The sequence below is a fragment of the Pseudomonas sp. AKS31 genome, from assembly GCF_023634765.1.
In the GTDB taxonomy this organism is placed as follows: domain Bacteria; phylum Pseudomonadota; class Gammaproteobacteria; order Pseudomonadales; family Pseudomonadaceae; genus Aquipseudomonas.
The window spans coordinates 1-15097 of sequence record NZ_JAMLFX010000027.1 but is presented as its reverse complement, the minus strand read 5'-3'; the positions used below and the strand labels follow the sequence as shown (position 1 = coordinate 15097).

The 15097-nt window shown below is 58.7% G+C and carries 12 protein-coding genes; 8 read left to right on the top strand and 4 right to left on the bottom strand.

The genetic code is table 11. The features are described from left to right. Positions 1-127 precede the first annotated feature (127 nt). Positions 128-841 carry a UTRA domain-containing protein gene (locus tag M9827_RS27440; RefSeq protein WP_250608340.1) on the bottom strand — a complete coding sequence of 238 codons (714 nt, stop codon included), beginning with the start codon at positions 839-841 and terminating at the stop codon, positions 128-130. A gap of 351 nt (positions 842-1192) precedes the next feature. On the opposite strand from M9827_RS27440, the gene M9827_RS27435 reads away from it, so the two are divergent. The 6 genes from M9827_RS27435 to M9827_RS27405 all read left to right on the top strand — a co-directional run bounded on the left by M9827_RS27435 (position 1193) and on the right by M9827_RS27405 (position 6551). Then, entirely contained in the window at positions 1193-2260 is a 1068-nt protein-coding gene (locus M9827_RS27435) for an ABC transporter substrate-binding protein (protein ID WP_027613356.1), read from the top strand. Between the two features lie 181 nt (positions 2261-2441). Then, the gene (locus M9827_RS27425) at positions 2442-3248 is read left to right on the top strand and encodes an alkaline phosphatase family protein (RefSeq protein ID WP_250608338.1); all 807 of its coding nucleotides are present in this window, start codon (positions 2442-2444) and stop codon (positions 3246-3248) included. A 5-nt stretch (positions 3249-3253) separates the two neighbouring features. After that, the gene (locus tag M9827_RS27420) at positions 3254-4090 is read left to right on the top strand and encodes an ABC transporter permease (RefSeq protein WP_172604543.1); all 837 of its coding nucleotides are present in this window, start codon (positions 3254-3256) and stop codon (positions 4088-4090) included. Next, positions 4077-4877 (top strand): ABC transporter permease, encoded by an 801-nt coding sequence (locus M9827_RS27415; RefSeq protein ID WP_250608337.1) that lies wholly within the window; start codon positions 4077-4079, stop codon positions 4875-4877. Before M9827_RS27420 ends, M9827_RS27415 begins: the two co-directional genes overlap by 14 nt. Next, on the top strand, positions 4874-5863 hold the full coding sequence (locus tag M9827_RS27410; RefSeq protein ID WP_250608336.1) for an ABC transporter ATP-binding protein: 990 nt from the start codon (positions 4874-4876) through the stop codon (positions 5861-5863). Before M9827_RS27415 ends, M9827_RS27410 begins: the two co-directional genes overlap by 4 nt. Before the next feature lie 34 nt (positions 5864-5897). Further along, on the top strand, positions 5898-6551 hold the full coding sequence (locus tag M9827_RS27405) for an HAD family hydrolase (RefSeq protein ID WP_250608335.1): 654 nt from the start codon (positions 5898-5900) through the stop codon (positions 6549-6551). Between the two features lie 145 nt (positions 6552-6696). Here M9827_RS27405 and M9827_RS27400 read toward each other — a convergent pair whose 3' ends face one another. Further along, positions 6697-7659 (bottom strand): zinc-binding dehydrogenase, encoded by a 963-nt coding sequence (locus M9827_RS27400; protein ID WP_250608333.1) that lies wholly within the window; start codon positions 7657-7659, stop codon positions 6697-6699. Positions 7660-7797: 138 nt separating this feature from the next. Here M9827_RS27400 and M9827_RS27395 point away from each other — a divergent pair, with 138 nt between their 5' ends. Beyond that, a complete protein-coding gene (locus M9827_RS27395; RefSeq protein ID WP_250608331.1) occupies positions 7798-9882 on the top strand; it encodes a carboxy terminal-processing peptidase in 2085 nt (694 codons plus the stop codon). 134 nt (positions 9883-10016) lie between these two features. Further along, positions 10017-11807, top strand: coding sequence for a bifunctional diguanylate cyclase/phosphodiesterase (locus tag M9827_RS27390; RefSeq protein WP_250608329.1), 1791 nt, complete (start codon positions 10017-10019; stop codon positions 11805-11807). 95 nt (positions 11808-11902) lie between these two features. Here M9827_RS27390 and M9827_RS27385 read toward each other — a convergent pair whose 3' ends face one another. Then, the gene (locus M9827_RS27385; protein ID WP_250608327.1) at positions 11903-12217 is read right to left on the bottom strand and encodes a contact-dependent growth inhibition system immunity protein; all 315 of its coding nucleotides are present in this window, start codon (positions 12215-12217) and stop codon (positions 11903-11905) included. Beyond that, on the bottom strand, positions 12207-15097 hold a 2891-nt coding region (locus M9827_RS27380; protein WP_250608325.1), incomplete at its 5' end, for an RHS repeat-associated core domain-containing protein. The genes M9827_RS27385 and M9827_RS27380, both read right to left, overlap by 11 nt.

Below are 15097 nucleotides of genomic sequence, written 5' to 3'. Positions count from 1 at the left end.
TGCATGCGCATGTTTCAACGGACCGGGTAATCAAGGCTGCCAAAACGAAAAGACCTTGAAAGGGATGGCCGTAAGGGCGGAACCCTAATCAGCAACACCCGAAGCAACGGATATACACCCAAAACGATCAAACCACATCAACCGATACGTGAATCGCATCATGCCGCCAAAACTCCAGATCACAATCAATCAACCGCTCATGCTGATCATAATTAACCCGAGCAATCCGCAACCCCGGACTCCCGACAGAAACTCGCAAAGCCGCCGCCGCATCCACCGACAGTGACGTAGGCACAATCTCAAAACGCACCCGCCCATAGTGCAAATCGTAATGCCGCGCATACAACTCGGTCATCGACTGATTCAAATCAAACTCAAGAATCCCCGGAAAAAACTGCGGATTCAGATAGTGCTCCACATACAGCACCAAACGCCCGTCAATGCGCCGCGACCGACAAATCTGAATCACGCTCGACAACGCCGGCAACTGCAACCACGCGCAAACCGCCGCCGAAGCCGGCTGCAACCGCGCCGAAATCACCTCGGTCGACGGCTCCCGCCCCTGCGCACTGACCATCGCGTGAAAGTGACTGCGCTGCATCAGGTTGTACGCCAGACGCGGCGGCGAAACGAACCACCCCCGCCGCTCCTCGCGATAAATCTGTCCCTGCGCCTCCAACTGCAAGAGCGCCTCACGCACGGTAATCCGCGTCGTGCCAAACAACTCACTGAGCTTGCGCTCGGCCGGCAACTTGCTGCCCGCCGCCAGCAAGCCGTGATCGAGCTGCTCCTGCAACACCTGGCCAATCGCTGTCACCGCTTTTGTTGCCTCATCGCGCATCAACGTTACCTATCTGGACTAGACCAGCACTGTTTCGGGGCAAAACCGCACGGCGATCAAGCCGTTTTCTGATGATGCAAGCCTAGGCAGTGCAGATGACCGAGAGATGACAAAACTACCGAACGGTCGTCTTCATGACTTGCAATACATCGGCCAAGTCCCTTGCACTACGGGCCTTTGGGCATGGTCTACGCTTATCTGGCACCCGCCAATACCGGGCAAATAAAAGGCCTGACACAAGGCCGCCGACATCAAAGTGTCATCCAGCCCCCTTAAATTGGCTCAGGTATTGCTGACCTAGACCAACACACACCGCAATCGCAGCGTTGAACACGACCAAGGAGCTTCGGAATGAAACAGCTTTTCCTGGCAACACTGTTAGGCTCGACCATTGCAATGTGCACCTCCGCCATGGCGGCCGGCACCGATCTGAAAACCCTCGAAGCCGCTGCGAAAGCGGAAGGCGCCGTCAACAGCGTCGGCATGCCCGATGACTGGGCCAACTGGAAAGGCACCTGGGAAGACCTGGCCAAAACCTATGGCCTGAAGCACATCGACACCGACATGAGCTCGGCCCAGGAAATCGCCAAGTTCGCCGCCGAGAAAGACAATGCCACTGCCGATATCGGCGACGTCGGTGCGGCCTTCGGCCCGATCGCGGTCAAGCAAGGCGTGGTGCAACCGTACAAGCCAAGCACCTGGGATCAAGTCCCGGACTGGGCCAAAGACAAGGACGGCAACTGGGCACTGGCCTACACCGGTACCATCGCGTTCATCGTCAACAAAAAGCTGCTGCATGGCTCCGAAGTGCCAACCAAATGGGCTGACCTCAAGGGCGGCAAATACAAGGTGTCCATCGGTGACGTAAGCACCGCCGCCCAAGCCGCCAACGGCGTTCTGGCTGCGGCACTGGCCAACGGTGGCGACGAGAAAAACATCCAGCCTGCGCTGCTGCTGTTCGCCGACATCGCCAAACAGGGTCGCCTGTCGATGGCCAACCCGACCATCGCCACCATGGAAAAAGGCGAGATCGAAGTCGGCGTGGTCTGGGACTTCAACGGCCTGAGCTACAAAGCCAAGATGGCCAACCCGGATGACTACGTGGTGTTGATCCCGTCCGACGGTTCGGTGATTTCCGGCTACACCACGATCATCAACAAGTACGCGAAAAACCCTAACGCCGCCAAGCTGACCCGCGAATACATCTTCAGCGACGCCGGCCAGACCAACCTCGCTCGCGGCAACGCCCGCCCGATCCGCGCCGAGCACCTGCAACTGCCGGAAGACGTGAAGGCCAAGCTGCTGCCGAACGAGCAGTACAAAAAGGTCACGCCGATCAAAGACGCCGATGCGTGGGAAAAGACTTCCAAGGCCCTGCCACAGAAGTGGAACGAAGAAGTCATCGTCGAGATGAAATAACGCGGCTGATCACTACTGCGTGATCTGTTGAAGATCCAAATGTGGGAGCGAGCCTGCTCGCGAAGGCGTCGTGTCAGTCGACATTAATGTTGAATGATCTGCCGCATTCGCGAGCAGGCTCGCTCCCACAGGTGATCCTGGCTGAATCTGAATTTTTTTGTTTCGCGGAGTTTTTGCCCCTATGAAGCACAACGTCATCCTTGTCGTGCTCGACGGCCTCAACTACGAGGTCGCACGTCACGCCATGGGGCATCTGCAGGCTTATGTTGGCGCAGGACGCGCCGCGCTCTATCAGTTGGAGTGCGAACTGCCGGCCCTGTCCCGACCGCTTTATGAATGCATCCTCACCGGCGTGCCGCCGATCGACAGCGGCATCGTCCACAACGACGTCTCGCGCTTGTCCAACCAGCGCAGCATTTATCACTACGCCCGCGATGCCGGTTTGAAAACCGCTGCGGCGGCGTATCACTGGGTCAGCGAGTTGTATAACCGCTCACCGTTTGTGGCGGCACGTGACCGTCACACCGACAACCTGTCGCTGCCGATCCAGCACGGGCATTTCTACTGGAACGATCACTACCCGGATTCGCACCTGTTCGCCGACGCGGAAAACCTGCGCCTGCGTCACGCGCCGGATTTTCTGCTGATCCACCCGATGAACGTCGACGACGCCGGGCACAAACACGGCCTCGACTCTTCGCAATACCGCAACAGCGCGCGATTCGCCGACATCATCCTCGCCGACTATCTGCAAAGCTGGCTCGACGCTGGCTATCAGGTAGTGGTGACCGCCGATCACGGCATGAACAACGATCGCTCGCACAACGGCCTGTTGCCGGAAGAACGCCAGGTGCCGCTGTTTGTCCTCGGTGACGCGTTCAGCCTCGACGCTGGCGCCGCACCCAAGCAGACCGACATCTGCGGCACCGTCTGCGAACTGCTCGGCGTGCCCCACGACAAACCAGTGTGCCGGGAGTTGCTCAAGTGAACTCGATGACTCGCGGCAAATGGCTGGCGGCGCTGTGCCTGGTGCCCTTCGCGCTGTTCTTTATCGTCTTTGAAATCGCCCCGCTGGTCTGGGTGATGATCAACAGCCTGCAATCGGAAGAGTTCGGCTGGGGCTTCGCCAACTTCAGCAAGATCTTCAGCTCGAAGTTCTATTTACAGGCGATCCAGTACAGCCTCGAAATCAGTTTCTGGTCGAGCGTATTCGGCATCATCATCGCCGTACTTGGTGCGTACTCGTTGCGCCGGGTCGACTCGAAACTGCGCAATTTCGTCAATGCCTTCGCCAACATGACCAGCAACTTCGCCGGTGTGCCTTTGGCGTTCGCGTTCATCATCCTGCTCGGTTTCAACGGCAGCATCACCATCATGCTCAAGCAGTCGGGGATCATTCAGGACTTCAACCTGTACTCGAAAACCGGCCTGATTATCCTCTACACCTACTTCCAGATCCCCCTCGGCGTGCTGCTGCTCTACCCAGCCTTCGACGCCTTGCGCGAAGACTGGCGCGAGTCCGCCGCACTGCTCGGTGCCAACGGCTGGCAGTTCTGGCGACACATCGGTCTGCCGGTGTTGACCCCGGCGCTGCTCGGCACGTTCGTGATCCTGCTGGCCAACGCCCTCGGCGCGTATGCCACGGTGTATGCGTTGACCACCGGCAACTTCAACGTGCTGCCGATACGGATTGCGGCGATGGTTTCCGGCGATATCTCCCTCGACCCGAATCTGGCCAGCGCTTTGGCCGTGGTGCTGGTGGCGCTGATGACCATCGTCACCGTCGTACATCAACTGCTGTTGAAGAGGAGCTACCATGTCTCGCGCTGAATCAGGCCCGGCCGGCCTCTACCACCGCGCCGTGGTGTACCTGTTGTTCGCCATCCTCTTGCTGCCACTCTTGGGCACGCTGATCTATTCGATCGCCAGCAGTTGGTCGGCGACCATCCTGCCCAGCGGTTTCACCTTCAAGTGGTATATCCAGTTGTGGAGCGATCCGCGTTTCCTGCACGCGTTCGGTCAATCGTTGCTGGTCTGCGTTGGCGCGCTGGTGCTGTCGGTGGTGCTGATCCTGCCGCTGCTGTTCGTGGTGCATTACCACTTTCCGAAACTCGATGCGCTGATGAACATCCTCATCCTGCTGCCTTTCGCCGTGCCGCCGGTGGTGTCGTCAGTCGGGTTACTGCAGCTGTATGGTTCCGGGCCGATGGCGATGGTCGGCACGCCGTGGATCCTGATCGGTTGCTACTTCACTGTGGCGCTGCCGTTCATGTACCGGGCGATCACCAACAACCTGCAAGCGATCAACCTGCGCGACCTGATGGACGCCGCACAACTGCTCGGCGCCAGCACCTTTCAGGCGGCGTTTCTGGTAGTGCTGCCGAACCTGCGCAAAGGCCTGATGGTCGCGTTGCTGTTGTCGTTCTCGTTCCTGTTCGGTGAGTTCGTCTTCGCCAATATTCTGGTCGGCACGCGCTACGAAACCCTGCAGGTTTATCTGAACAACATGCGCAACAGCAGCGGTCACTTCACCAGTGCGCTGGTTATCTCGTATTTCTTTTTCGTGCTGGTCCTGACCTGGATCGCCAACATCTTGAACAAGGACAAAAGCGAATGAGCTATGTCAGCGTCCAACACCTGCAGAAAAACTACGCAGGCACCACGGTGTTCAGCGACATCAATTGCGAGATCAACAAGGGCGAGTTCGTCACCCTCCTCGGCCCGTCCGGCTGCGGCAAATCCACCCTGCTGCGCTGCATTGCCGGCCTGACGCCCGTGGATGGCGGCAAGATCCTGCTCGATGGTGTCGATATCGTGCCGTTAAGCCCACAGAAACGCGGGATCGGCATGGTGTTCCAGAGCTATGCGCTGTTTCCCAACATGACCGTCGAGCAAAACGTCGCCTTCGGTCTGCGCATGCAAAAGGTCAATGCCGACGACAGTCATAAACGCGTGTCGCAAGTGTTGAAACTGGTTGAACTGAACGACTTCGCCAGCCGCTATCCGCATCAATTGTCCGGAGGCCAATGTCAGCGCGTCGCCCTTGCCCGTTCGTTAGTGACTCGTCCGCGCTTGCTGCTGCTGGATGAGCCGCTGTCGGCCCTCGATGCACGAATCCGTAAACACTTGCGTGAACAGATCCGCCAGATTCAGCGCGAACTCGGCCTGACGACGATTTTCGTTACCCACGATCAGGAAGAAGCGCTGACCATGTCTGACCGGATTTTCCTGATGAATCAGGGAAAAATCGTCCAGAGCGGCGATGCCGAAACCTTGTACACCGCGCCGGTCGATGTGTTCGCCGCCGGCTTCATCGGCAACTACAACCTGCTTGATGCCGACGACGCGTCGAAGCTGTTGCAACGGCCGATAAACCACCGCATCGCCATTCGCCCGGAGGCTATCGAACTGAGCCTCGACGGCGAACTCGACGCGCAGATCCGCAGCCACAGCCTTCTCGGCAACGTCATCCGCTACCGCATCGAAGCGCGCGGTGTGGAACTGGTGGTGGATGTGCTTAACCGCTCCGCCGCCGATCTGCATCCCGACGGTCAGCGTCTGGCACTTTCCATCGATCCGACGGCCCTGTGTGAGGTAGCCTGATGACTTTGCTGACGTTGAAGAGAGAACTGCACTGATGGCCCTGGCAATTTTTGATCTGGACGAAACCTTGATCCACGGCGACTGCGCCACCCTCTGGAGCGAGCAGATGGGGCGCCTGGGCTGGGTCGATCCCGAGTCGTTCATGCGCAAGAACAACGAACTGATGGACGCCTACAGCCATGGCAAATTGCGCATGGAAGAGTACATGGCGTTCAGCCTCGAACCGCTGATCGGCCGCACGCCGGAAGAAGTCGATCATCTGGTCGGGCCGTGGGTGGAAGACGTCATCGAACCGATCATCTTCAGCGACGCAACCAAGACCATCGCCGCCCACCGCAAGGCCGGCGACCGGATTCTGGTGATCTCGGCGTCGGGCACGCACCTGGTCAAACCGATTGCCGATCGACTGGGCATTGATGAAATTCTGGGGATTGAACTGGAAGTCGCCCATGGCGTTTACAGCGGTCAAACCGTAGGCACGCTGACTTACCGCGAAGGCAAAATCACCCGGTTGCTGGAATGGCTGGATGCGGAAGAGGAAAACCTGGAAGGCGCGAGTTTCTATTCCGACTCACGCAATGATTTGCCCCTGCTGCTGAAGGTGGATTTCCCGCACGTGGTCAACCCGGATCCGGTGCTGCTGGAGCACGCTGAAAAATCCGGCTGGCCAATCCACCTCTGGAAATGACAAACATTTAATCTGCAATTGCAGGCTGACATCCCGAACCTGAGTTCGACACCATGTGTCAGGTCGATGGACCTCGACAGAACAACTCGGTCAGTCCCCTCTCCCTTTGGGAGAGGGTTAGGGTGAGGGGCTTCTTCGGCCTGGGTCAGCTCAGGCTTTCGTCAATCACCAATACCAGTTTTCCAGAAACGGTATTACTCGCCAGCTCCGCAAACGCCGCCTCAGCGTCCTTGACCGCAAATGCCTTGGCCAACTGCGGACTCAACCGCCCTTCCGCAAACAACGGCCACACCTGCTGACCCAGATCACTCAACAGATCCGCCTTGAACTGATCATCTCGACTGCGCAATGTCGAGCCCAGCAGTTGCACGCGTTTGCCCAATACCTGCGCCAGATCCAGCTGCGCCTCACGGCCTCCCATCAAACCGATCAACACCCAGCGCCCATCCAGCGCCATCAGCTTGAGGTTCAATGCCGAATAATTACCGCCGACCGGATCGAGGATGACATTGAACGGCCCGAAATCACGCAGGCTCTCCAGATCATCGGTGCGCACCACCCCGCCCTGCGCGCCCAGCGCTTCGCAGTAAGCCAAACGCTCGGCCGAACCGACGCTGACCCAACACGGATTGCCGAACGCCTTGCACAACTGAATGGCGGCTGAACCGATTCCACTTGCGCCGGCATGCAGGAGAACTTTCTCACCCGGTTTGAGCGCCGCAAGTTGAAACACATTCAGCCAGACTGTTGCATAAACCTCCGGCAATGCGGCGGCTTCTATCAGCGACACACCTTCAGGAACCGGCAGCACGTGCCGTCCGTCGACAACCACCTCTTCGGCTATCCCGCCCCCGGCCAGCAAGGCGCAAACCCGATCGCCGACCTGCCAGGCACTGCCCGCGCCGACCTCGCTGATCACCCCGGAGCACTCAAGACCGAGCACTTGGCTGGCGCCTGGCGGGGGCGGATAGAGCCCTGCTTTCTGTAATAAATCGGCGCGATTGAGGCCCGCTGCCGCCACTCGGATGCGGACTTGTCCTACATCGCACGTAGGGCTCGGCTCTTCAACCCATGCCACTTGACCGTCAACGCCTTGCAATGCCTTCACAGTGCCTCCATAGTGAGTCTGGACTGAGCCCGAAGCTGTAGCGCCGGGCTTTTTGCATTATGCGACCGGCTCTCGTAGAACCGGCGACTTCAAAGACGGCCTAATATGCGTTATCAATTGTCCCCGCGTCGAATCAGCATGAAGCATTTGCTCCCCAGCACCGCCCTCGCTCTTTTCATCGGTATCGGTTTGTTGCCGGTGTCGGGCACTACATTCGCAGCCAACAGCTGGGACAAGTTGCAGCCTGATCGCGATGAAGTCATCGCCAGCCTGAACGTCGTCGAGTTGCTCAAGCGTCACCACTACAGCAAGCCGCCGCTCGACGATGCGCGCTCGGTGATCATCTACGACAGCTACCTCAAGCTGCTGGATCCCTCGCGCAGCTACTTCATGGCCAGCGACATCGCCGAATTCGACAAGTGGAAGACCCAGTTCGACGACTTCCTCAAGAGCGGCGACCTCAACGCCGGGTTCACCATCTACAAGCGCTACCTGGACCGCGTCAAGGCGCGTCTGGACTTCGCCCTTGCCGAGCTGAACAAAGGCGTCGACAAGATGGACTTCACCACCAAGGAAACCTTGCTGATCGACCGCAAGGACGCCCCTTGGCTCAAATCCACCGCAGAACTCGACGACCTGTGGCGCAAACGCGTCAAGGACGAAGTGCTGCGGATGAAGATCGCCGGCAAAGAGCCGAAGCAGATCCAGGAAACCCTGACCAAGCGCTACAAGAACCAGTTGGCGCGCCTGGACCAGACCCGTCCGGAAGACATCTTCCAGGCGTACATCAACACCTTCGCCATGTCGTACGATCCGCACACCAACTATCTCTCGCCGGATAACGCGGAAAACTTCGACATCAACATGAGCCTGTCCCTCGAGGGCATCGGTGCCGTGTTGCAGAGCGACAACGACCAAGTGAAGGTCGTGCGTCTGGTGCCGGCAGGCCCGGCCGACAAGACCAAACAGGTCGCTCCGGCTGACAAGATCATCGGCGTTGCCCAAGGCAACAAAGAAATGGTCGACGTGGTCGGCTGGCGTCTGGACGAAGTGGTCAAGCTGATCCGTGGTCCGAAAGGCACCGTGGTGCGTCTGGAAGTGATTCCGGCGAGCAATGCGCCGAACGACCAGACCACCAAGATCGTGCCGATCACCCGTGAAGCGGTGAAGCTTGAAGACCAGGCCGTGAAGAAGTCCGTGCTCAACCTGAAACAGGATGGCAAAGACTACAAACTCGGCGTGATCGAGATCCCGGCCTTCTACCTTGACTTCAAGGCGTTCCGTGCCGGTGATCCGGACTACAAGAGCACCACTCGCGACGTCAAGAAACTGCTGACCGAACTGCAGAAAGACAAAGTCGACGGCGTGGTCATCGACCTGCGCAACAACGGCGGCGGTTCCCTGCAGGAAGCCACCGAGCTGACCAGTCTGTTCATCGACAAGGGTCCGACCGTACTGGTGCGTAATGCCGATGGCCGTGTCGATGTACTCGAAGATGAAAACCCGGGCGCGTTCTACAAAGGCCCGATGGCGTTGCTGGTCAACCGCCTGTCCGCCTCTGCTTCGGAGATCTTCGCCGGCGCCATGCAGGACTACCACCGCGCGCTGATCATCGGTGGTCAGACCTTCGGTAAGGGCACCGTGCAGACCATCCAGCCGCTGAACCATGGCGAACTGAAACTGACTCTGGCCAAGTTCTACCGGGTCTCCGGTCAGAGCACCCAGCATCAAGGCGTGTTGCCGGACATCGACTACCCGTCGCTGATCGACACCAAGGAAATCGGCGAGAGCGCACTGCCGGAAGCCATGCCGTGGGACACCATCCGCGCGGCGATCAAACCGGCGGCCGATCCGTTCAAGCCGTTCCTGGCCCAGCTCAAGTCCGAACATGACGCTCGCACCGCCAAGGATGCCGAGTTCGTGTTCATCCGTGACAAGCTGACGCTGGCGCAGAAACTGATGGAAGAAAAAACCGTCAGCCTCAATGAAGCCGAACGCCGTGCCCAGCACGCCGACATCGACGCCAAACAGCTGACGATGGAAAACATCCGTCGCAAGGCCAAAGGCGAAGAGCCGCTCAAAGAGCTGAAGAAAGAAGACGACGACGCCCTTGCGGCTGCTGACCCGGACAAGGTCAAACCAGAAGACGATGCCTACCTGAGCGAAACCGGGCGCGTCCTGCTGGATTACCTGAAGCTGAGCAATCAGGTGGCCAAGAAGTAAGATGATGGCAATTTAGTGCTGATGATCCCCGGATCGTCATCAAACAGTCATCATTCTGTCGTGCAATAAAGGACTGGGAGCCACTCTCTTCATCGAGAGCGCTCCCAGTCCTTTTTTTATCGCCAGAGATTGCCATGACCACGACCGAACAGCTGAGTGCCTTGAGCTCGATCCTGACTCAAAGCGGTTTACACAGCCTGTTCCAACCGATCATCTGCCTCTCCGAACGCCGTATTCTCGGCTACGAGGCCCTCACGCGCGGCCCTTCCAATAGCCCTCTTCACTCGCCGATCGCGCTGTTCGCCGTGGCCCGTCAGGCCGGGCGTTTGAGCGAGCTGGAAATCGCCTGCCGCCAAAGCGCTTGTCGCCGTTTCAACGAACAACAACTGCCGGGCAAACTGTTCCTCAACGTCTCGCCGGAATCCCTGCTTGAAGCCGCGCATCAACCGGGGCGCACGTTGCAGTTGCTGCAGGATTTCGGCATTCCGCCCAGCCAGGTGGTCATCGAACTGACCGAACAGACGCCCATCGACGATTTCCAGTTGCTGCAAACCGCCTTGCATCACTACCGGGCCATGGGGTTTTCCATTGCACTGGATGATCTCGGTGCCGGCTATTCAAGCCTGCGCCTGTGGTCGGAACTGCGCCCGGACTACGTGAAGATCGATCGGCACTTTATCGACGGGATTCATCAGGACGCGCTGAAGCGTGAATTCGTCGGCTCGATCCTGCAAATCGCCAAAGCCTCTCGCGCGCAAGTCATCGCCGAAGGCATCGAACTGCCAGAAGAACTCGCGGTGCTGACTGAAATGGGTGTCGATCTGGTGCAGGGTTACTTGCTCGCTCGTCCCCAGGAACATCCGCCCCGCGACGCCCGCGCCTTGATGCCCAAACATGACAGCAGCAGCGTTGCGCTGAACGACGAAGGCAGCGATCTCAGCGCCCTGCTCAACGACCAACCGGCCGTGCATCGCGACACACCCACCGCCAACGTACTGGAAGCCTTCCGCCGCCAGGCCAACCTCAACTCATTGGCGGTACTCGACGAACAAGGCCAACCCTGCGGCATCGTCCACCGCCACTCCTTGTCGGATGCGCTGCTCAAACCGTTCGCCACCGACCTGTTCGCGCGTAAACCGATCAGCCGCCTGATGAACGACGACTTCCTCGCGGTGGAAATGAGCCAGTCGCTGCAACAAGTCAGCCGCCTGATCACCAGCCGCGCCCGCCAACGCATTGAAGAAGACTTCATCATTACTCTTAACGGCGGCTACCTGGGTCTTGGCCGGGTGATCGACGTGCTTAAACTGATCACCGAGTTGAAGATTCAACAGGCGCGGTATGCCAATCCGCTGACTTTGTTGCCGGGGAATGTGCCGATTCAGCAATGCCTGACGCGCTTGCTGCAACAAGGCCGCGAGTCGGTCATCTGTTACGTCGACATCGACAGCTTCAAACCCTTCAACGATATCTACGGATACGGGCGCGGCGACGAAGTGCTGCTGTGTCTGGCGCAATGCCTCAACGAGCGCGTCGACCCGAGCCGCGACTTCGTCGGCCATATTGGCGGCGACGATTTCCTGCTCGTGCTCGGCCCGGAAGACTGGCGCAAACGTCTCAACCAGTTGCTCGACGACTTTCAAAGCCAGTGCCGGCGCTTCTATCGTCCCGAACACCTTGAGGCGGGATGTTTTATTGCGCCGAATCGCCAAGGGGTGCGGCAGGAGTTTCCGCTGTTGTCACTGTCCATTGGTGTCGTTCATCTACACCCAGAAGCTTGCGCGCACCTTGATGCTAGCCAACTCGCTGAGATGGCCTCGCAGGCGAAGCATCATGCGAAGAATGTTCCGGGGTATAGCGTGCATGTGATTGATAGTCTTGCCACTCCCGACGTCCATTCACCACAGTTAATCGGACAACGTTGACTTGCGCCCTGTGGGAGCGGACTTGCTAGCGAAGTGACAACTTACAAACCAATATCTCTGTAGATCAAAAATGATGAAGGCTCATCCAGGAACACCTAAATGTTACTGCGTGAAGCTTCTCTGAAAAGTACAGAAATGTGCTTTAACCACGCATTTCCGTCTTGCCAGTCATGCCAATAGCAGTAACAACATCCAATTTCCTTCAGTAAGAAATCTCGAAACTTATTTTCTGTCATATTCATCGCCAGCAAGGCATCGATTTCCGTTATCACTCTCTCCACTGCGCTACAGTCTGAATCGACTAAGAAAGATCTGACAACATCATCTGCGAAGGCAAAATCACACATCCAATCCTCATGAAAATAGGCTCCGAGAAACTGGAAAAGGCTAGGAAAATCTTCAGTTGTCATTTACAAAACCCGTCAAAATAAAGTAACCAAGTGGTGAAGTTGCATCCCGTCGCAGCACTAATCTAATACTAAACAACGGTTCTAGTGTTCCACTCTGTCTCAGAACACCCACACCAGCAGGAGCAGACACTCGCTCATTGATCACAAATTTACTTGCGTTACCTGCTAGAAAATTATCAATATCGACTTTGTTGTTCCTGATAACATTCGAGAGTGCAGCTTCAGCCTCTGCCCTATTAAGAAATGTTGACGCAATAGGTATGTTCGGCTCAGCCATTAGTCTAGCTCTCAGTTGAGCCTCCGATCTATTGACATGTCTTGCAATAGCATGTCCACCTCGAGACTCGTGGGCCTCTAATCCCCCACCTGGAACAATTTCACTATAGGGCCCATCTGCCTGTATCGCTCCAGGGCACGGAGTGCAAGCTAACCCCAACGGATCCACCCACCCCGTCGGATTCGGCACGTACTGGTACTGATTCAGCCCACCGGCCAACTTGATCGGATCCGGCGTCAGATACCGCCCCAGCCTCGGGTCGTAATACCGGTGTCGGTTGTAATGCAGCCCGCTTTCCCCATCGAAATACTGCCCCTGAAAGCGCAGCGGCTGGTTCAGGTAATCCTCGCCGGCCAGGGTCAGTGCGGCGACTTTGCCGTAGGCGTCGTATTGCGCGGACCAGACGATGTCGCCGCTGTAGTCGGTGAGTTCCTGCGGGGTGCCGAGATGGTCGAGTTGGTAATAAAACGGGCAGGCTTTTTTCGGGCCTTTGCCGTCGAGCAGGGCCAGCGGGCGGAAGGTGCCGGGTTCGTAGACGTAGCTGCGGTATTCGCTTTCGCTGCTTTCGGCAACGAGGTGATCGCCTTGCCAGAAGAACTCGGTGGTTTCGCCATTGACGGTTTTGCTGATGCGCCGGCCGAAGGCGTCGTACTTGTAAGACGCAGTCTGGCCATCCGGGCGGGTCAGGCCGATCAGGCGGTGCTGGCAGTCGTAGCGGTATTCGGTGACCAGTGTCTGCGCGCGGCCTCGACGTTCGCGTATCAGGTTGCCGAAGGCGTCGTAGTCGTAGTGGCGGTCGCCCTGCATCAGCAGGCGGTTGCCCTGGATCTGGCTCGGGCCGGGGCGGTCCTGCATCAGCAGGTTGCCGGCCGGGTCGTGGGCGAAGCTTTCCGGCAGTTCGTCGCGTGAGTGACGTACGCGGATCAGCTGATCGAGGGTGTCGTAGCCGTAGGTGCGCTGGCCGTGGCGGCTGTCGGCAATGTGCGCGAGATTGCCGTTGGCGCTGTAGGCATAATCGCGGCGGTACAACGCATCGCGCTGATGGCCTACGGCGTGGGCGAGTAAGCGTCCCTGATCGTCGTAAGAGTATTCGCTGAGCAGCAAACCCTGCTGGCGCTGCAGTTCGCGACCGGACTGGTAAACGTGGTGGGTCAGCGGTGTGCCGTTGAGGTCGATGCCGCTCAGCGCGCCACCCTTGGCGTGGTGGTAGTCGAGCACGCTGCTGTCCGGCAGGCGCATGCGCTTGAGTTGGCCGCAGGCGTCGTAGCGGTAACGCAGGGTGCCCCAGCCCTGATGCTCGGTGATCAGCCGGTCCTGGCGGTCGTACTCGAAGGCCAGCGGGTGTTGCTGGCCGTCGTCGACCCCAATCAGTCGGCCGAGGCGGTCGTATTGGTAGGAAACCTTGATCCCGTCGGGCAGGGTTTTGAGCAGAAGACGCCCGGCAGCATCGCGCTCATAAGCAGTGAGCAAACAAGAGCCGTCATCACCGAACTCGGTCTTCTCCAGCAGATGGCCGTTGAGGTCATAGGCGTACGCGGTGCGCCGACCGTCAAAACCGACCTCCTGACGAATCAGCCCGGTCGGCGTGTAGTCCAGCCGATATTTTTCCCCGGATTCGTTTTCGATCTCGGTGAGCAATAACTGCGCATGGTCGTAGCGGTACTGCACCCGCGTGCCGTCGGGGTTGATTCGCCGCGAGACCAGGTGCAGATCGTCGTCGTATTCGTAGCGGGTGATGCGCCCCAGTTCATCGCGCTCGGCGGTGACCTGACCGTAGGCGCCGTAGCTGTAGGCACGGGTGCTGCCGGTAGGAAACGTCGTCTGGAGCAGTCGGCCAACGGCGTCCCAATGTTGCCGGGTGACCGCACCGTGTTCGTCGGCGGTTGTGGTCCGCCGCCCCAGCGCGTCGTAGGAAAAGCGCCGCACGCCACCGTCGGGCAGGGTTTCCTCGGTCAACTGGCCAAGGCTGTTCCAGACCAAACGATGCCGGCTGCTGTCCGGGTAGCGGATCGACAGCAACTGTCCCCGGGTGTCGTAGTAGTAATGGGTGACCTGACCGTCGGGATCGACCGCTTCGGTGACATCGCCTTCGGCATTGCGCCGGTAAATCCACACCGCCTCGCCGCGAGAGCGCTTGTGCAGGAAACCGTTGCGATACTCGTAGGACGTGGGCGCCTCGTCCGGTGGAATCAGCGCCACCAGCCGTCCGACCTCGTCGTAGCGGTATTCGGTGACCGCGCCCAAGGCATCCTGCTCGGCAATCAACCGCCCGGCATAGTCATAAGCCTTGAGCTGTTCACCACCGTCCGCCTCGACCTTGCGCACCAGCCGCGCACGCTCGTCGTGGACGTAGGTCTCTTCGGTGCCATCGACGTAATGCACCGCGACACTGCCGTCGTCGTTCCAGACGTAACGCGTGTCCATCTGCGAGAACGATGCCCAGTGCCTGACACACCGAGCGGCTTTCCCCGACCGCTCCCACTCCCAAAAGAAACTCGCCCCACCAGCCAGTTGCCGCTGCAGGATCACGTGAGCGTCGTCGTAGTCGTAACGCTCGCTGTCGCCGACGGCGTTGGTCGCTTCGATCAGGTGCCGATAGGCGT

Excerpts from the sequence above, each read along its gene's own strand:
- M9827_RS27440 (WP_250608340.1), bottom strand. The coding sequence starts at position 841 with ATGCGCGATGAGGCAACAAAAGCGGTGACAGCGATTGGCCAGGTGTTG.
- M9827_RS27435 (WP_027613356.1), top strand. The coding sequence starts at position 1,193 with ATGAAACAGCTTTTCCTGGCAACACTGTTAGGCTCGACCATTGCAATG.
- M9827_RS27425 (WP_250608338.1), top strand. The coding sequence starts at position 2,442 with ATGAAGCACAACGTCATCCTTGTCGTGCTCGACGGCCTCAACTACGAG.
- M9827_RS27420 (WP_172604543.1), top strand. The coding sequence starts at position 3,254 with ATGACTCGCGGCAAATGGCTGGCGGCGCTGTGCCTGGTGCCCTTCGCG.
- M9827_RS27415 (WP_250608337.1), top strand. The coding sequence starts at position 4,077 with ATGTCTCGCGCTGAATCAGGCCCGGCCGGCCTCTACCACCGCGCCGTG.
- M9827_RS27410 (WP_250608336.1), top strand. The coding sequence starts at position 4,874 with ATGAGCTATGTCAGCGTCCAACACCTGCAGAAAAACTACGCAGGCACC.
- M9827_RS27405 (WP_250608335.1), top strand. The coding sequence starts at position 5,898 with ATGGCCCTGGCAATTTTTGATCTGGACGAAACCTTGATCCACGGCGAC.
- M9827_RS27395 (WP_250608331.1), top strand. The coding sequence starts at position 7,798 with ATGAAGCATTTGCTCCCCAGCACCGCCCTCGCTCTTTTCATCGGTATC.
- M9827_RS27390 (WP_250608329.1), top strand. The coding sequence starts at position 10,017 with ATGACCACGACCGAACAGCTGAGTGCCTTGAGCTCGATCCTGACTCAA.
- M9827_RS27385 (WP_250608327.1), bottom strand. The coding sequence starts at position 12,217 with ATGACAACTGAAGATTTTCCTAGCCTTTTCCAGTTTCTCGGAGCCTAT.